Annotated in this window: 16 protein-coding genes and 1 other RNA gene; 14 read left to right on the plus strand and 3 right to left on the minus strand. The window is 45.2% G+C overall.

From position 1 onward, the window contains the following. Positions 1–125 precede the first annotated feature (125 nt). The 3 genes from BUA56_RS19710 to hydE are packed head-to-tail and all read left to right on the plus strand — an operon-like array spanning position 126 to position 2,986. Positions 126–1,220: a sensor histidine kinase gene (locus tag BUA56_RS19710; protein ID WP_072854493.1), complete on the plus strand. Its 1,095-nt coding sequence runs from the start codon at positions 126–128 to the stop codon at positions 1,218–1,220. Next, a complete protein-coding gene (locus BUA56_RS19715; protein ID WP_072854494.1) occupies positions 1,217–1,918 on the plus strand; it encodes a response regulator in 702 nt (233 codons plus the stop codon). Before BUA56_RS19710 ends, BUA56_RS19715 begins: the two co-directional genes overlap by 4 nt. A 15-nt stretch (positions 1,919–1,933) precedes the next feature. Further along, positions 1,934–2,986 carry a [FeFe] hydrogenase H-cluster radical SAM maturase HydE gene (gene hydE / locus BUA56_RS19720; RefSeq protein ID WP_072854495.1) on the plus strand — a complete coding sequence of 351 codons (1,053 nt, stop codon included), beginning with the start codon at positions 1,934–1,936 and terminating at the stop codon, positions 2,984–2,986. 30 nt (positions 2,987–3,016) lie between these two features. Here hydE and BUA56_RS19725 read toward each other — a convergent pair whose 3' ends face one another. Continuing rightward, positions 3,017–3,628: a DedA family protein gene (locus BUA56_RS19725; RefSeq protein ID WP_072854496.1), complete on the minus strand. Its 612-nt coding sequence runs from the start codon at positions 3,626–3,628 to the stop codon at positions 3,017–3,019. A 252-nt stretch (positions 3,629–3,880) separates the two neighbouring features. Further along, an RNA gene (gene ffs, locus BUA56_RS19730) (signal recognition particle sRNA large type) lies at positions 3,881–4,142 on the minus strand. A 132-nt stretch (positions 4,143–4,274) separates the two neighbouring features. Between ffs and BUA56_RS19735 the strand changes: the two genes are divergently transcribed. The 8 genes from BUA56_RS19735 to BUA56_RS19770 all read left to right on the plus strand — a co-directional run bounded on the left by BUA56_RS19735 (position 4,275) and on the right by BUA56_RS19770 (position 11,884). Beyond that, positions 4,275–5,354 carry a 6-phosphofructokinase gene (locus BUA56_RS19735; protein ID WP_072854497.1) on the plus strand — a complete coding sequence of 360 codons (1,080 nt, stop codon included), beginning with the start codon at positions 4,275–4,277 and terminating at the stop codon, positions 5,352–5,354. A 37-nt stretch (positions 5,355–5,391) separates the two neighbouring features. After that, positions 5,392–6,999, plus strand: coding sequence for a DNA polymerase III subunit gamma/tau (gene dnaX / locus BUA56_RS19740; RefSeq protein WP_072854498.1), 1,608 nt, complete (start codon positions 5,392–5,394; stop codon positions 6,997–6,999). Positions 7,000–7,086: 87 nt separating this feature from the next. Continuing rightward, positions 7,087–7,437 (plus strand): YbaB/EbfC family nucleoid-associated protein, encoded by a 351-nt coding sequence (locus tag BUA56_RS19745; protein WP_072854499.1) that lies wholly within the window; start codon positions 7,087–7,089, stop codon positions 7,435–7,437. A gap of 12 nt (positions 7,438–7,449) precedes the next feature. Continuing rightward, a complete protein-coding gene (gene recR / locus BUA56_RS19750; RefSeq protein ID WP_072854500.1) occupies positions 7,450–8,046 on the plus strand; it encodes a recombination mediator RecR in 597 nt (198 codons plus the stop codon). Positions 8,047–8,061: 15 nt separating this feature from the next. Then, complete coding sequence (locus tag BUA56_RS19755; protein ID WP_072854501.1) at positions 8,062–9,168, plus strand: LacI family DNA-binding transcriptional regulator; 1,107 nt, start codon at positions 8,062–8,064, stop codon at positions 9,166–9,168. 227 nt (positions 9,169–9,395) lie between these two features. Further along, entirely contained in the window at positions 9,396–10,049 is a 654-nt protein-coding gene (gene fsa, locus BUA56_RS19760) for a fructose-6-phosphate aldolase (RefSeq protein ID WP_072854502.1), read from the plus strand. Between the two features lie 42 nt (positions 10,050–10,091). Beyond that, positions 10,092–10,958: a transketolase gene (locus BUA56_RS19765; protein ID WP_226903812.1), complete on the plus strand. Its 867-nt coding sequence runs from the start codon at positions 10,092–10,094 to the stop codon at positions 10,956–10,958. Further along, positions 10,946–11,884 (plus strand): transketolase family protein, encoded by a 939-nt coding sequence (locus tag BUA56_RS19770; protein WP_072854503.1) that lies wholly within the window; start codon positions 10,946–10,948, stop codon positions 11,882–11,884. The genes BUA56_RS19765 and BUA56_RS19770 overlap by 13 nt, the downstream gene beginning before the upstream one ends. A 721-nt stretch (positions 11,885–12,605) precedes the next feature. Here BUA56_RS19770 and yyaC read toward each other — a convergent pair. Beyond that, entirely contained in the window at positions 12,606–13,262 is a 657-nt protein-coding gene (gene yyaC / locus BUA56_RS23785; RefSeq protein ID WP_072854505.1) for a spore protease YyaC, read from the minus strand. A gap of 155 nt (positions 13,263–13,417) precedes the next feature. On the opposite strand from yyaC, the gene BUA56_RS19785 reads away from it, so the two are divergent. From BUA56_RS19785 to BUA56_RS19795, 3 genes are all read left to right on the plus strand, one after another. Further along, positions 13,418–14,626 (plus strand): LysM peptidoglycan-binding domain-containing protein, encoded by a 1,209-nt coding sequence (locus BUA56_RS19785; RefSeq protein WP_072854506.1) that lies wholly within the window; start codon positions 13,418–13,420, stop codon positions 14,624–14,626. A gap of 76 nt (positions 14,627–14,702) precedes the next feature. Beyond that, the gene (locus BUA56_RS19790; RefSeq protein WP_072854507.1) at positions 14,703–15,935 is read left to right on the plus strand and encodes a DUF5711 family protein; all 1,233 of its coding nucleotides are present in this window, start codon (positions 14,703–14,705) and stop codon (positions 15,933–15,935) included. A 45-nt stretch (positions 15,936–15,980) separates the two neighbouring features. After that, entirely contained in the window at positions 15,981–16,688 is a 708-nt protein-coding gene (locus BUA56_RS19795; RefSeq protein ID WP_072854508.1) for a CvpA family protein, read from the plus strand. Positions 16,689–17,009: the final 321 nt, after the last annotated feature.

The raw sequence follows: 17,009 nt of genomic DNA on the forward strand, positions 1-17,009 counted from the left end.
AAAATTACCTGCTTACAAGCAGAAAAAATTGCGGTATACTGTTAGATACCAAAGGAATAATTCATGCCCTTCGGGCGGGCATAAGTATTGTGCCGTATAAAGTATGAGGAGGAAAACGGCCGGAAATGAAAAGACTTAAGGAATTTATAGTAACTATGGCTCTGCTTGTGCTGGCCACAGCGCTGGCCTACTGGTTTTACCACACCACAGAGAGTATGACGAATATGGCAATTGTGTATATGATGGCAACTGTTCTCATCTCCAGATATACGTCAGGGTATTTTTGGGGAATTATATCCTGTTTTATAGGCGTTCTGGGGGTTAATTTCTTTTTTACCTATCCATTCTGGCAAATCGATTTTACCAGAGACGGTTATCCGGCTACGTTCATAGGGATGCTGGTAATTTCATTTATTACCAGTGCTACCACAACCAGTATGAAAGAGCAGAAAAGGCTGGCAGAGGAGAGAGATGAGATGAATAAAAAGCTCTATGAATCACAGAAAAAGCTGGAGGTGGAGACAGAAAAGGAAAAGATGCGGGCCAATCTTCTGCGTGCAGTTTCCCACGATCTCCGTACCCCTCTTACGAGTATGATAGGTTCCAGCGATTTGTACCTGGAAGCAAAGGATACGTTAAAGGAGGAGGAAAAAGAGGGGCTGATACAGCATATCAGGGAAGATGCCACCTGGCTGCTGCACATGGTGGAGAATCTGCTGTCGGTGACGAGAATCCGGGAGGGGAATACAAAGGTGAATAAATCCCCGGAGCCTTTGGAGGAAGTGGTGTCTGAGGGCGTGATAAGACTAAAAAAGAGATACCCGGGAGCAGAGATACGAACCACAATTCCGGAGGATTTCCTGATGGTGCCTATGGACGCCACACTGGTGGAACAGGTAATTATCAATCTTCTGGAAAATGCACTGCTGCATTCCGGGAGCACAAGGCCAATTGAGTTTACTGTTACAAAAGAAAAGGACACAGTGCTGTTCCAGGTGAGAGATCACGGGATCGGAATTGCAGAGGATAAACTGCCGGATCTCTTTGACGGCATCAGCAGCGAAAGAGGGAGAGGGAGCGATTCCTCTAAAGGGATGGGGATCGGCCTGTCCATATGTAAAAGTATTATAACTGCACATGGGGGAGCCATTGAGGCCAGAAACCATTCAGATGGGGCCGAATTTATATTTACTCTTCCATTGGAAGGAGAAGCAAAATGAAGGATCACAGAGAGTTAATTTTGATTATCGAGGATGAGAAAAACATCGCTGATTTTGTAGAAACCGTATTAAATTCCAGAAATTATAAGGTGATTAAAGCCTATACAGGAAAAGAAGCCTTAAGCGCTATCACTTCCCACTGCCCGGATGTAATCCTTTTGGATCTGGGCCTGCCGGATATGGATGGTCTGGACATTATAAAGCAGGTACGGGAATGGGCAGAAACTCCCATTGTTGTAATATCTGCCAGAACACAGGAAAAGGAGAAGGTGGCAGCATTGGATCTTGGAGCAGATGACTACATAACGAAGCCCTTCGGCACGGATGAACTTATGGCCAGGATCAGGACAGCGCTGCGTCACCACGACAAAGCGAAAGCGGGAAATTCCTCCGAAAAATATCAGGTAGAAGGGTTGGAGATTGATTTTGGAAAACGGCTTGTTATGCTGGAGGGGCAGAGCATTCATCTGACACAGATAGAATATAAGCTGATTACCCTGCTTGCCAAGAATGCGGGAAAGGTTTTGACCTATGATCATATTATGAAAGAAATATGGGGTCCCTATGCCGGGGATGACAACCAGATTCTCCGGGTCAATATGGCTAATATACGTAGAAAGCTGGAGAAAAACCCTGCAGAGCCAAAGTATATCTTTACAGAGGTAGGTGTGGGCTACCGGATGCAGGAGGATAGATAGGGAGATGCTGTTATTATGAACGAAGAACAATACAGAGAACGAATCCTTCAGCTGGCTAGACGAAAGGATGCGGAGGATGATTTTTTAGGGATGCTGATCACCTGCAGGGACGAATGGGTTACCAGCTTTCTCTATGAGACGGCAGCTGGCGTAAGGCAGAAATTGTATGGCAGAGACGTCTACATACGCGGGCTGATAGAGATATCCAATTTCTGCAAGAATGACTGCTACTACTGCGGAATACGTAAAAGTAATAGAGAGCTGACAAGATACCATATTGGGGAGGATGAGATTCTGGAGTGCTGCGAAGAAGGGTATGCTCTGGGTTTTCGCACCTTTGTTCTTCAGGGAGGGGAGGATGGATATTATACGGATGACCGCCTTTGCAGGATCATTACCGGAATCAAAAAAGAATATCCGGACTGTGCGGTTACTCTGTCTCTGGGGGAGAGAAGCAGGGAGAGCTATAAGAAGCTGCATGATGCCGGTGCGGATCGCTATCTGTTAAGGCATGAGACTGCAGATGAAACACATTACAGACAGCTGCACCCTTCCTCCCTCAGCCTGGAGAACAGGAAGCAATGCCTTTTTTACTTAAAGGAATTAGGATATCAGGTGGGATCAGGCTTCATGGTAGGGTCCCCCGGGCAGATTCCGGAGCATCTGATTGAAGATCTGAGATTTCTCCAGAAACTGCAGCCGGCAATGATCGGCATAGGTCCGTTTCTCCCCCACAAAGATACTCCCTTTCGGGAAGAGAAGGAAGGGGATTTGACAATGTGCCTGAATCTCACAGCTATATTAAGGCTGCTCTTCCCACACGCGCTGATCCCTGCGACTACGGCTCTGGGTACTCTGCATTCGGAGGGAAGGGAGCTGGGAATTCTGGCCGGTGCCAATGTGGTAATGCCCAATCTGTCGCCTTTGTCGGTGAGACAGCTGTACAGCCTTTACAACAATAAGGCCTGTACCGGGCTGGAGGCGGCTGAACATAAAGTATTGCTGGAAAAGCGGATGGAACGGATCGGCTACCGAATCGTAACCAGCCGCGGGGATGTAGTGAAATAGGGACGTGTTCAGCCTGAACCGTCCCCCTCTTTATTTTTTCTTTCTTTTCCGGTAAACAACAAATAGGCCTAATAAAAGTCCGCCCACTGTGACTGCCACAGCTACATCGGAGTAAGTATTCATATAGAGGACCACCCGCTGCCAGGAAGCCCCTGCCATAGCTCCCAGAGTGACAAGAAGCAGGTTCCAGATGGTGCTGCCGACGGTAGTGAGAAAAAGGAAGGTGGGAAGAGGCATCTTAGCCATGCCTGCAGGGATAGATATAAGACTCCTCACAATTGGGATACAGCGGCAGAAAAGGACCGTGTAATTCCCCTGGCTGTCAAACCAGCGTATTGCTTTTCCCACATCCTCCTGTTTGAAGTGGAGGAGATGTCCCAGCCGTCCGCTCAATATTTTTTCCAGCCGCTCCTGAGACACCAGGCTCCCCACCTCATAAAGGATGATAGCGCCGAACACAGAGCCTACGGTAGAAGAGAGGACAACCCCCAGGATGTTCATCTTAGTGTAGGTTGTCATAAAGCCGCCAAAGGTAAGGATGACCTCCGAGGGGATGGGGGGGAATACATTTTCGATGGTAATTAACAGGGCGATGCCCAGATATCCGTAAGTATTCATAATTTCCATGATCCATGACTGCATGGTTGTCTGCCTCCTTAATGGTTAAGGGTTAGTTCATTGTATTATGAATATAACAGAAATATAACAAAATCCTGGTGCAAATAATTTCAAAGGCTGTAGGTATAATCCGGGTATCAGAAAAAAAGAGGATGTATTCCGAACCGCGTGTCATTGGGGAGCTTATGTACTTATAATAGTGGGGAATAAATAATTTCATTAAGAAAGAATGATAATATATGCTGCAGATTTGAATATAAGACAAATTAATTTTTTACGTGCGCCGCCCTTCGACTCCACCCCATAGACGTTACCTCTACAGTTAACTCGGCCCAGGCACCCTTACGGCACACAGAAGATTCTACTTAGTGCTGCTTCATTCCTGACCTGACACGATTCATAGAGTTCTGTTGCGTAAGACCCAGACGTCAACGCCACTTATAGAGGGCAGCTCTACAAGATAAAAGCCTCAGTTTGGCATCACCCCTGCTGTAGCGGATTGCAGGTTCAGGGCACCGCTAACTCCCCGGCTGCACGGACTTATAGTATACATTGAATTTGAATGTTTGTCAATTGCTTTGAGAAAAATAAGCCAGATCCGCCTTCCCCTTGTTATAAAAAATAAAATATTATATAATGGGTTCATATTAAAAAGATTGGATGTGACAATATGAAGAGAATTGGCTTACTGACCAGCGGCGGAGATTGTCAGGCCCTTAATGCTACCATGCGGGGTGTGGTAAAAGGTCTTAGCAGTAACCTGGACGAACTAGAGGTATATGGATTTGACGACGGATACAAAGGATTAATATATGGAAATTACAGAATGCTCTCTTCCAAGGACTTTTCAGGGATTCTGACACAGGGAGGGACGATTCTGGGTACTTCCAGACAGCCGTTTAAGCTGATGCGGGTGCCGGATGAGAATGGGCTGGACAAGGTTGAGGCTATGACTCAGACTTACCATAAGCTGCGTTTAAACTGTCTTGTGATTCTCGGGGGAAACGGGTCGCAGAAAACGGCTAATCTGTTGAGACAGGAAGGATTAAACGTGCTCCACCTTCCTAAGACCATTGACAACGATATCTGGGGAACGGATATGACCTTCGGTTTTCAGAGTGCGGCTAATATTGCGACGGAAGCCATCGACTGTATTCATACCACAGCGGCATCTCACGGGCGGGTTTTTATTGTTGAGGTAATGGGGCATAAGGTGGGATGGCTGACACTTCATTCCGGAATTGCCGGCGGAGCGGACATTATTTTGATTCCGGAAATTCCTTTTGATTATAAGAAAATTGTGGAGGCCATCGACAAGCGGAGCAAGGCGGGAAAGAGATTTACCATCCTTGCAGTGGCAGAAGGGGCAATCTCCAAGGAGGATGCGAAATTATCTAAAAAGGAGCTGAAAAAGAAAATGGAGGAAAAGGCAGGAAAATATCCCTCTGTTTCTTACGAAATTGCCGACAAGCTAGCAAAAGCAACCGGTGCGGATATCAGAATTACCGTACCCGGACATACCCAGAGAGGGGGAAGTCCATGTCCGTATGACAGAGTTTTATCGACCAGAATTGGTTCAGCGGCCGCTGATTTGATCATGAAGGAAGAATATGGGTACATGGTTGGTATCGTAAACGGAAGGATGAAAAAGGTTCCGCTGGAAGAATGTGCCGGCAAGCTTAAGATGGTTTCCCCCAGCGATCCTCTGATAGAGGAGGCCAAACGGATTGGGATCAGCTTCGGAGATTAATTCCGGACTGGAAAGACATTAGAATAGGAGAATTTTCATGAGCTATACTGCTCTTTACCGCAAGTTCCGCCCAGACACCTTTGAGGATGTAAAGGGTCAGGAGCATATCGTCACAACACTAAAAAATCAAGTAAAAGCGGACAGAATAGGACATGCATATTTATTCTGCGGAACCAGAGGAACCGGTAAGACTACCATTGCCAAGATTTTGGCGAAGACAGTAAACTGTGAGCATCCTGTGGACGGGAGTCCCTGCAATGAATGCGAGACCTGCAGGGCGATCTCTGCAGGCACCTCCATGAATGTGATAGAAATTGACGCAGCGTCCAATAATGGAGTGGACAACATCAGAGAAATCCGGGAGGAGGTTGCCTACCGGCCCACTCAGGGAAGATATAAAGTGTATATCATTGACGAGGTTCATATGCTTTCGGTAGGCGCCTTCAATGCTCTGTTAAAGACGTTGGAGGAGCCTCCTTCCTATGTTATTTTTATACTGGCAACCACAGAAGCCCACAAGATTCCTATAACTATACTTTCCCGTTGTCAGCGGTATGATTTCAGAAGAATCACGGTCGATACCATCGCCGGAAGACTGCAGGAACTGATGACAGAGGAAAAGGTAGAGGTGGAGGATAAGGCAATCCGCTATATTGCCAAGGCGGCAGATGGGTCTATGCGTGATGCCTTAAGTCTTCTGGATCAGTGCATCGCCTTTTATCTGGGGGAGACGCTGACCTACGACAAGGTGCTGGATGTTCTGGGTGCTGTGGATACGGAAGTCTTCAGCAAACTTCTCAGAAAAGTACTGGAGGGCAATGTCACAGGCGCCATCCAGGTCCTGGAGGAGCTGATTACCAGAGGAAGGGATTTGGGACAGTTTGTCTCAGACTTTGTCTGGTATATGCGCAATCTGCTGCTGGTAAAAACGTCTGAAAATATCGAGGATGTTCTGGATGTATCTACGGAAAACAGAAAATTGCTGGAGGAGGAGAGCCGGATGGTGGACAGTGATACTCTGATGAGATATATCCGGGTATTCTCTGAGCTTTCCAATCAGATCCGTTATGCAAGCCAAAAAAGAGTATTGGTAGAGATTGCCTTGATCAAGCTGTGCAGACCTGCCATGGAGACTAATTTGGATTCTGTACTGGACCGTATCCGTATCCTGGAGGATAAGATGGAGAACGGGATACCGGCTCCGGCGCCTGCTTCATCAGGAAAAGAAGCCCTTCCCCAAAAACAGGAAGAGGAGGCAGAGGAAAAGGAGCCCATAAAACCTGCAGTGGCCGCCCCGGAGGATCTTCAGTATATTAAGCAGAACTGGAAAAGCCTGATCCGGGAAACTTCGGGACTGTTTTACCAGATGCTTCAGAATTCCGTTCCCAAATATAATGGAAATACAGGGGAGCCGAAGCTCTATGTGGAGTTTCAGAGCTATCTGGCACAGGCATGTATCGATAATCCGGAAAATGCAGTCACTTTATCCAATATTATTCAGAAAAAACTGGGCAAATCCGTAGAGCTTGAACTGATTATAAAAAGGGACAGCAAGGAAGCCCGTACCGGGCTGGCAGAGATTTCTGTAGATGATATCTTAAAAGATAAGATTCACATGGATGTTGTAATTGAAGATGACTTCTAGAGTGTGGTATGATAGAGGACAGAGGCGGCAGATAACCACTGCCTGCCATTATGAATAGAATAAAGATTGTAAACAGGAGGTTATAAGATGGCAAAACGCGGAGGATTTCCCGGAGGCATGGGAATGCCCGGCAATATGAACAATCTGATGAAGCAGGCACAGAAGATGCAGAAGCAGATGGAAGAAAACCAGAAGATGCTGGAGGAAAAGGAATATACTGCAGCAGCAGGCGGCGGTGCAGTGGAGATAACGGTATCCGGTAAAAAGGTGATCACGAAGGTTAAATTAGACGAAGAGGTTGTAGACCCGGATGATGTAGAGATGCTGGAAGATCTGATAATGGCAGCAGCCAACGAAGCACTGAGAATGATGGAAGAGGATACGGCAAAGGCTATGTCAAAATTAACCGGCGGGTTAGGGTCCGGGCTTCCGTTCTAGAGGAGAGACATCTTGGACTATTTTAGCAGTCATATCAGTAAGTTAATTGAACAACTATCAAGATTGCCGGGCATTGGCGCTAAATCAGCGCAGCGCCTGGCCTTTCATATTATTAATATGCCCAAGGACCAGGTAGAACAGCTGTCTGCCTCCATCCTGGATGCAAGACGGAACGTACAGTACTGCAAGTGCTGTTATACGCTGACAGACAAAGAGTTCTGTCCAATCTGCAGTAACCCCAGACGGGATCAGAAGACCATTATGGTGGTGGAAAATACAAGAGATTTGGCCGCCTATGAAAAAACAGGTAAGTTTGAGGGTGTATATCATGTGCTGCACGGGGCAATTTCTCCTATGCTGGGAATCGGCCCCAATGATATTAAGCTCAAGGAATTGATGCAGCGTCTCCAGGAGGATGTGGATGAGGTAATTATTGCCACCAACTCCAGTCTGGAGGGGGAAACCACAGCCATGTATATCAGTAAGCTGATTAAACCTACGGGAATCAAGGTAACCAGAATAGCAAGCGGTGTTCCTGTGGGAGGAGATCTGGAATACATTGATGAGGTAACGCTGCTTCGCGCCCTGGAAGGACGGGTAGAGCTGTAGAAGGATGGGGATAGATTGAAGAAAAAGGTAACATCTGTAGATATAGCCAGGGCGGCCGGTGTATCACAGGCTACGGTCTCCATGGTATTAAATAAAAAATACAATGTGTCCTTTTCCAAGGATACGATAGAGCGGGTGGAGCAGGCTGCCAGAGATATGGGATATGTAATTCCAAAAAGAAGGAATCATAGTGACAGCAAAGTCCACAAACTAATTGTTGTATTCTGCCCTACATTAACGAATCCTTATTATGTTATGCTTCTCCAGGGAATTGAGGCAGTGGCAAAAGAAAAGGGATATGGGGTATTCGTCTGCAATACCCAGAGAGAACTGAAGCTGGAAGAGCAGTATCTGAAGATGATGCCCGTGGTGCGTCCCCAGGGGATAATCTATACCTGTAATCCCAGCAGGAGTTTTATGGAGCAGGTGGAAGAGCTGGCGCAGCAGATCCCTCTGGTTATTATCAGCAACAGGGAAAAGACTATAGAAGTGGATGCGATCAACCAGGACAATACCAAAGTGGGAAGGCTGATGGCCCGTCATCTTCTGGATCTGGGACATCGGGACGTGGCGTTTATCACACCCCCTCTGACCAAGCGGCAGCAGCAGCGTTCGAAACGGGTGGAGGGATTTGTCAGTGAGTTTGAGCGGGAAGGCCTGAAAGGTCATGTCATCATTAAAGCTGCGGACGATGCTTTGGACAAGATCATTCCGAATATTGATTCAGAGTATAAGATGGGCTATAATCTCACGAGAGAGCTTTTGGCCGGGGAATTTAGCTGCACTGCAATTGCCGGACTAAATGATATGATGGCATTTGGAATTATCGATGCCCTGCAGGATCAAAAATACAAAGTGCCCGCAGACGTCTCGGTCATTGGCTGTGATAATACATTTTATTCCAGTATGCACCGTATGTCTCTGACTACCATCGAACATTTTGTACCCCTGAAAGGAAGAGATGCCTGTGACATTATCATAAGAAAAATCAATTCTGCCAACAACCCATATTCTGGGATTCAGCCTACCAGTATCTATCACATAGAATACGAACCTAAGCTTATCGTCCGAAAGACAACTTCCTATGCAAAGGCCAGAAAACACCATAGGAAAAATAATTAATTAAATATATTTTGGAAAATTATTAATAATAATTTTTTTGTCAGACGCAAAAGTAACGCCATTTTTGGGCGTAAATGTAAAACGTATGATGATTAAAGTTAATAAAAATCAATATTATTAATAAAATTATTTATTAATAAATACTGCGCCCCCTTGACCGTCTGCTGATACGTGATATACTGAAGACGTAAATCAGAGGCGTTCCAAAACCAGGAGGAGACAGGTATATGAAGTTTTTTATTGATACTGCAAATGTAGAGGATATCAGAAAAGCAAATGATATGGGGGTTATCTGCGGAGTCACAACCAATCCCTCATTAATAGCAAAAGAAGGACGCAGTTTTGAGGAAGTAATTAAAGAAATAACAACCATCATTGACGGTCCTATCAGCGGGGAAGTTAAGGCGACAACTACAGATGCAAAAGGCATGATAACAGAGGGCAGGGAAATTGCAAAGATTCATAAAAACATGGTAGTTAAAATTCCTATGACAGTGGAGGGCTTAAAAGCTGTAAAGGTTCTTTCCGCAGAGGGGATTAAGACAAATGTTACATTAATCTTCACGGCAAACCAGGCACTTTTGGCGGCAAGAGCCGGGGCAACGTATGTATCTCCCTTTGTGGGACGTCTGGATGATATTTCAGTAAACGGAACAGAATTGATTCGAACCATAACAGATATTTTCTCTGTGGCAGGGATCAAGACACAGATTATTGCTGCGAGCGTACGTCACACCATGCATGTAACTGAGTGTGCACTGGCAGGGGCTGATATTGCGACTGTGCCTTATAAAGTAATTGAGCAGATGACAAAACATCCGTTAACTACGACCGGGATTGAAAAATTCCAGAAGGATTACATCGCAGTATTCGGAGAGTAAGGTGGAATAAAGCAGGGCACCCTGTTTTAATAAATATATCACATTTTAAAGAAGGAAAAGGTGAAAAAAATGAACAAATTAGAACTTCAGAAAACTGCCAATGAAGTCCGTAAAGGAATCGTGACAGCAGTTCATTCTGCAAAGGCTGGACATCCGGGGGGATCTCTTTCAGCTGCTGATATCTTTACATACCTCTATTTTGAAGAGATGAACATTGATCCCAAAGATCCCAAAAAGGCTGACCGTGACAGATTTGTATTATCCAAAGGCCATACAGCGCCGGGGCTTTACTCAACACTGGCGCAGAGAGGATTTTTCCCGGTTGAGGATCTGAAGACGCTTCGCCATCTGGGTTCTTATCTCCAGGGACATCCGGATATGAAGCATATTCCCGGAGTGGATATGTCCAGCGGCTCATTGGGACAGGGGATTTCTGCCGCAGTAGGTATGGCTTTATCAGCAAAAATGAGCGGTGCCGATTACCGCACGTACACACTGTTGGGAGACGGTGAGGTTCAGGAAGGCCAGGTATGGGAAGCTGCTATGTTTGCCGGCCACAGAAAACTGGACAACCTGGTAGTAATTGTAGACAATAACGGACTTCAGATCGACGGTGATATTGAGGATGTATGTTCTCCCTATCCAATCGACAAAAAGTTCGAAGCATTTAATTTCCATGTAATTAATCTGGAAGACGGCAATGATATGGATCAGATTAAAGCGGCATTTGACGAAGCCAGAGCAACAAAGGGCATGCCTACAGCAATAATTGCTAAGACAGTAAAAGGGAAAGGCGTATCCTTTATGGAGAATCAGGCATCCTGGCACGGAGCAGCTCCAAATGATGAGCAGTATGCAGTGGCAATGGCAGACTTAGAAAAGGTAGGTGAAGCGTTATGTCAGAAGTAAAGAAGATTGCAACAAGAGAAAGCTATGGCAATGCCCTGGTGGCATTAGGAGAAAAACACGACAATGTAGTAGTTCTGGATGCTGACTTAGCTGCAGCTACCAAGACAGGTACCTTTAAAAAAGCATTCCCGGACCGCCATATTGACTGCGGAATCGCAGAGTGTAATATGGTAGGAATTGCCGCTGGTATGGCGACTACAGGCAAAGTGCCGTTTGTAAGCACCTTTGCTATGTTTGCTGCCGGACGTGCTTTTGAGCAGGTGCGCAACTCTGTAGGATATCCTCACCTGAACGTAAAAATTGGGGCTACTCATGCGGGTATCTCTGTCGGGGAAGACGGAGCGACCCATCAGTGTAATGAGGATATTGCACTGATGAGAAGCATTCCGGGAATGGTAATTGTAAATCCAAGCGATGATATTGAAGCAAAAGCGGCAGTGGAAGCGGCTTACGAGCACGTGGGTCCTGTATATCTTCGTTTCGGCAGACTGGCTGCGCCTGTTATCAATTCTAATCCTGACTATAAATTTGAACTGGGGAAAGGAGTTACGCTGAGAGAAGGCAAGGATCTTACTATCATTGCCACAGGTCTTTGCGTAAGCGCATCCCTGGAAGCAGCAGAGAAACTGGCAGCAGAAGGGATTGATGCAAAGGTTATTAACATTCATACAATCAAACCTCTGGACGAGGAACTTGTAGTTGCAGCTGCAAAAGAAACCGGGAAGGTAGTGACGGTAGAAGAGCACTCTATCATTGGCGGTCTCGGAAGCGCAGTCGCTGAATGCCTGGGAGAGAAAGCTCCTACACCTATGCTCAGAATTGGTGTGAAAGACGTGTTCGGCGAGTCCGGCCCTGCAGTAAAACTTTTAGAGAAATATGGATTAGACGCACAGGGTATCTACGAATCCATAAAAGCATTTGCATAGACCTTTACAGGAATCTGTGTATATTATAAAATAATACTGAAGTCTCAGGGGTGCAGCCAGAAGGCTGCACCCTTTTCTTGAACAATCTGTTGGCAATTAGATACATGCTTTTTTCAGGAGGGTATAGAGCAATGACTAGAAGAGGAACTATGTATCACAGGAAGAAGAGCAGGAGTAAAGCTCATACGGTGACGGATGAAGGAAATGAAGAATTCTACGAATGTATTAAGGATATTGTGCACCATCCGGCAGTGCTTAAGATGAAAGACTATCCTCATCACTGCGAGACCAGCTGCTACCAGCATTGTCTGAATGTCGCATACTACAATTTCCGTATCTGCAGATTCTTTCATCTGGATTACCGCGCAGCTGCAAGGGCAGGAATGCTCCATGACCTTTTTTTATATGACTGGAGAGAGCATACGGAGAAAACAGGGGATCATTTCCATGCCATGACCCATCCCAAGGCGGCGCTTCGCAATGCGGCAAAGTATTTTTTGATTACGCCTCTGGAAAAGGAGATGATTCTAAAGCATATGTGGCCGGTTACGCTTACACCGCCCACTCATTGGGAAACCTTTATTATCACTCTGACGGATAAATATTGTGGTTCCTGTGAGATTGGACGGTATTATTCGCATACAAAGATTCCCAAAAAAACCTTTTTGTTTTTTAAAAGGATTCTTAAAAAAGTGTTTGGCCCTAATTATACGTACCAGAATTACCGCCTTCCGTATGGCTCTGAGGCAGATGCAGCCAGCGGAGTTGTATTTACCCAGCTGCGAAGGCGCCCCTCTTCCTCTGGCTGGCGCACTTCCAGGAAGGGCAGAGGGCGTTCGCAGAAGTATTCATAATAAGCCATTAGAATGCCGTTAGTGATAGCATCAGCCATAGAGACAACAGTGGAAAGCCTTGTAGTCTGAAGAAGAAGGTGTTCAAAGGTTCCCGCAAGATTCACAATTCCAGTGATAAAGACATCCCCCACCGGCTCCAGTTTTTTGTGCACACCTGCTCCTGGGGCTATGGTGCCGTTTCCAACAGTAATAAATCCCAGATGCTTCTTAGAGCCCAGGGAAGCATCGATAGCTACAATAAGGGAGGAGGGGTGACGGCAGGAAATCTTTTCTACGGTTTCTGACAGGTTCAGCGCATGGACGGGATGGGACAGGGTTCCATATATCTGTACATGGTCCAGGTGGTATTTGGAGAGCTGGTGTCCGATGAGAGGTCCCAGGCTGTCTCCTGTGATTCTGTCGCTTCCGATACAGAGAAAAATGATTTCGTCCCAGGGTATGGGATGGGTCCTCATACAGTCTAAAAGGGACGTCCCCAGTCGAATGCTGGCGTGGCGTTCCTTTGCGTTTATATAAAAAGTCATAGTCTGATTCCGTCCTTTCTTTTTCCAGTTTTCCCCGATGCCCGAAGAATATTCTTAATGTGCGTTTTTCGTCGTAAAAAAATAAGGCAGGCCTTTCACGATACGATAAAATTCGCATGATTGCTGTGCTATTCTGTCTCCAAAGGGGTGACATCATGATAGAAATTGTATATGAGAAAGAAAAACAAAAGCCAGTGGGGAACGAGGGTTACTTTCGAATTCCTAACAATATACGCCAGATAGGAGAAATTAATGAAGCACAAAAAATATATATTGAAGATTATGCGTACACTTATCTAAGTAGACTATCAAATGATAAGTCAGACAAAGGACAGGCTGCGGTTCTGCTGGGACAGACGAACTGGCTGGATGGAGTATCTTACCTGTTTGTTAAGAGTGCAATTGCCCTTCCCGATATGGAGATCAGCGAGGACTATCTGGTATTTACGGACGATGTCTGGAATCAGGTGTATGAAAAAAACAAAGAGTATTTCGGAGAACAGGAGATCGTCGGATGGTTTCTCTCTATTCCCGGATGTTCGATGGAGCTCCATGAGGTGATTTGCCGGACACATCTGGATCATTTTGGGGGAAGCGATAAGGTTCTTTTTGTCATGGAACCAACAGAAAAGGAAGAAGCATTTTACCGTTATGAGAACAGTAAACTTACCAGACAGCTGGGCTTCTATATTTACTATGAAAAAAATGAACCCATGCAGAATTACCTGATATCGCAGAACGAAAATATGCCCAGGGATGAGGCAAAGGTGGAAGACAAAGCGGTGAAAAACTTCCGCAAAAAGGTAGAGGCCAAAGCAGAAGCAAAACCTCAGAAAAGAGCAGGTTCTCTCGTCTATGCTGCCAGTGCCTGTGTTCTGATCGGTGTTCTGGCTGTCGGGACAGGCTTATTTAATAATTATAATAAGCTCAGAGATGCCAAAGACGTAGTGGCAAGCGCAGCAGATACTCACAGTCAAAAAGATACAGACAAGGAACCCGTGGTACAAAAGACCCCGGTAAATGGGCTTGCCTCTGAGAGCCAGGGAAAGGAACCGCAGGACGAACCCAAGGATAAAACCCAGGGGGGGAGCAAGGAGGATGAGGATTCTGCAAAAAAAGAGGCAGAGTCTATAGAACATCAGGTGCCGGAGGATACCAAAAAGCCCTTTGATAATGCAGATGCTGCCCAGCCAAGCAACGGTCAGTCGGCAGCGCAGTACTATACCATTAAGAGAGGAGATACGCTGACAAGTATCAGCAACAAATATTACGGAAACAGTGCCAAGATAGCTGAAATCTGCAGTGCAAACGGAATGTCGGAGGATGAAACAATTTATCCGGGACAAATAATTTTACTACCGTAGAAGAGTGTGATATAATGAGAGCGCTGGTACTCAAAGAAATCAAATACGGAAAATACATAAGGATAAGGAAATAGCTATGAAAAACCTGTTAAGAAAGTGGAAGAGGCAGAGGAAAAAGGCAAAAGCGCAGAAAGCGGCCCGAATACAACAGGATGGGAATGATATAGAAGCTTATAAGGCTAAGATTTTAAGACACCGTATCAGAATGCTGAAGAGAGCCGGCATCCTTGCTGCGGTGATTGCGGTTGTAGTTCTGGTAATAACGCTGGTGATCCAAAAGAGGGTGTACCATAAATACTCTGTACTTTTTTCTCTCACGGAGGAAGACACCTCTTCTAAAAATTACGTGGATTTGGACGGGGCTGTACTAAAGTATGGGAACGACGGAGCCGCTCTGCTGGACAGCAAACAGAATGTAGTCTGGAATCAGACGTATGAGATGCAGGACCCACAGGTGGATATCTGCGGTGAAACAGCGGTAGTTGCTGATAAAAAAGGGACAGCTATGTACATCTTTTCAAAAGATGGGCCCTCTGGCGCAGTTGACAGTTCCCTGCCCATATTAAAGGCAAAAGTAGCCAGCCAGGGTGTGGTGGCAGCAATTCTTGAAGATGGTGAAAAGACCTGGATTAATTTTTATGCATCTGACGGTACTGTGATAGCGGAAAACCAGACCAGAATCGACAGTCCGGGGTACCCGGTGGATCTGGCAGTATCTCCCAATGGCCAGCTGATTATGGTAACCTATTTATATGTTGAAAATGGAGTTTCCACCAGTTACGTGGCATATTATAACTTCGGCAATGCCGGACAAAATGAGATTGATAACATAGTCAGCGGTTATACATACGAAGGGATTCTGGTTCCCCAGGTCGCGTATCTGGATGAGAGCACATCCCTGGCCTTCCGTGACAATGGTTTTACTATCTATAAAGGAAAACAGATTCCAAAGGAAGCCACAAAGGTAGATGTGAAGAAAGAAATTGTCAGTACATTTTATGACGACAGCCATGTGGGTCTCATATTTAAAAGCGACAACAAGTCCAAGCAATATACTATGAGACTGTACAGCACTTCCGGAAGGCTTTTATTTGAAAGAGATTTTAATATTGAGTATAAAAATGTTAAGCTGAGTGACGGTATGGTAATCATGAATAATGAAAACCAGGTCTGCCTTATGAGTTTAAAAGGAGTTGAGAAGTTTAACGGGACGATTGATGAGGGGAACATTAAGGACATCTTTAAAGTGGGTATGAATAAGTACATGCTTGTGACGGATAAGGGGAGCAGTACCATAAAGTTTAAATAATGGTTCCCCATTGGAAAAGAACGGAAGATCTACAGGAGAAATGTTATGAATTGGCTTAGTATAGTTGTGCTTGCTTTCCTGATATTTACAATCATCAATGGATTCCGGAGGGGACTTATCAGAACGGTTATCTCAATGGTTTCGGTAGTGCTTGCTGTGATATTGGCTTCTTTTATCAGCCCTCACGTAAGCGAATTCCTGGAAGAACAGACCCCTGTCTATGATAAAATTCAGGAAATCTGTGAGACACAAATGGAAAATTATGTGGCGGGCGGAGATGAGATTGACGGAGATGGTGAAAAGCAGTCTTCTATCATAGAAGAACTCCCCCTGCCGGAGTCTTTGAAGAATAGTTTACTGCTGAATAACACTGCGGAAGGGTACAGCCAGCTAGTGGTTGGTACTTTTGGGGAGTACCTCTCTGTGTATATAGCTCATATGCTGGTAAAGGGGATTGCTGCTGTTTTGTCCTTTATTCTGGCTATAATATTGATTCGGTTGTTGTCCTTTGCTCTGGAAAGTGTAGCGCAGCTGCCTGTATTAAGTTCTATTAACCGGGTTGGCGGAGGACTGGCAGGGGCGGTTCAGGGGATTTTAATTGTATGGATTTTTTTCCTTATCATTACGATATTATGCAATTTCGACTTTGCCTGGTGCAGAGAGATGCACCAACTGATTCAGGAGGATACATTCTTAAACTTTTGGTATAATAACAATGTCCTGCTCCATTTTATGCAGGGTTTTTTAGGGTGAGACCCATTGAAAAATTGCTATATCATATTGACAATAATTCCCATAAATGTTACGATATAAGTCCACCGGTTGTCATCCGGTGGACTTATTTGTCTGGAAAACAGAGAATCGAAAAAGTCCATGACAAAATAGTAGATTATTGTTGACAATGTAAGTTGTTTGTGATATTCTAGTACAGCTGTCAGGAATTGCATGAAACGACAGTGAAAGAATTAAAAAAGTTGTTGACAAGGCGTACTGCTTATGATATTATATAAAAGTTGCTGTGAGTCACACGGAGATAACTGATAAAAAGAAATAAAAAAAGTTATTGACAGACAC

Source organism: Lactonifactor longoviformis DSM 17459 (genome assembly GCF_900129135.1).
Classification (GTDB): domain Bacteria; phylum Bacillota; class Clostridia; order Lachnospirales; family Lachnospiraceae; genus Lactonifactor; species Lactonifactor longoviformis.

What these genes read in the sequence shown, in the direction of transcription:
- BUA56_RS19745 (WP_072854499.1), top strand. Translation starts at nt 7,087, where the DNA reads ATGGCAAAACGCGGAGGATTTCCCGGAGGCATGGGAATGCCCGGCAAT.
- hydE (WP_072854495.1), top strand. Translation starts at nt 1,934, where the DNA reads ATGAACGAAGAACAATACAGAGAACGAATCCTTCAGCTGGCTAGACGA.
- fsa (WP_072854502.1), top strand. Translation starts at nt 9,396, where the DNA reads ATGAAGTTTTTTATTGATACTGCAAATGTAGAGGATATCAGAAAAGCA.
- dnaX (WP_072854498.1), top strand. Translation starts at nt 5,392, where the DNA reads ATGAGCTATACTGCTCTTTACCGCAAGTTCCGCCCAGACACCTTTGAG.
- BUA56_RS19725 (WP_072854496.1), bottom strand. Translation starts at nt 3,628, where the DNA reads ATGCAGTCATGGATCATGGAAATTATGAATACTTACGGATATCTGGGC.
- BUA56_RS19735 (WP_072854497.1), top strand. Translation starts at nt 4,275, where the DNA reads ATGAAGAGAATTGGCTTACTGACCAGCGGCGGAGATTGTCAGGCCCTT.
- BUA56_RS19785 (WP_072854506.1), top strand. Translation starts at nt 13,418, where the DNA reads ATGATAGAAATTGTATATGAGAAAGAAAAACAAAAGCCAGTGGGGAAC.
- BUA56_RS19770 (WP_072854503.1), top strand. Translation starts at nt 10,946, where the DNA reads ATGTCAGAAGTAAAGAAGATTGCAACAAGAGAAAGCTATGGCAATGCC.
- BUA56_RS19715 (WP_072854494.1), top strand. Translation starts at nt 1,217, where the DNA reads ATGAAGGATCACAGAGAGTTAATTTTGATTATCGAGGATGAGAAAAAC.
- BUA56_RS19790 (WP_072854507.1), top strand. Translation starts at nt 14,703, where the DNA reads ATGAAAAACCTGTTAAGAAAGTGGAAGAGGCAGAGGAAAAAGGCAAAA.
- yyaC (WP_072854505.1), bottom strand. Translation starts at nt 13,262, where the DNA reads ATGACTTTTTATATAAACGCAAAGGAACGCCACGCCAGCATTCGACTG.
- BUA56_RS19710 (WP_072854493.1), top strand. Translation starts at nt 126, where the DNA reads ATGAAAAGACTTAAGGAATTTATAGTAACTATGGCTCTGCTTGTGCTG.
- BUA56_RS19795 (WP_072854508.1), top strand. Translation starts at nt 15,981, where the DNA reads ATGAATTGGCTTAGTATAGTTGTGCTTGCTTTCCTGATATTTACAATC.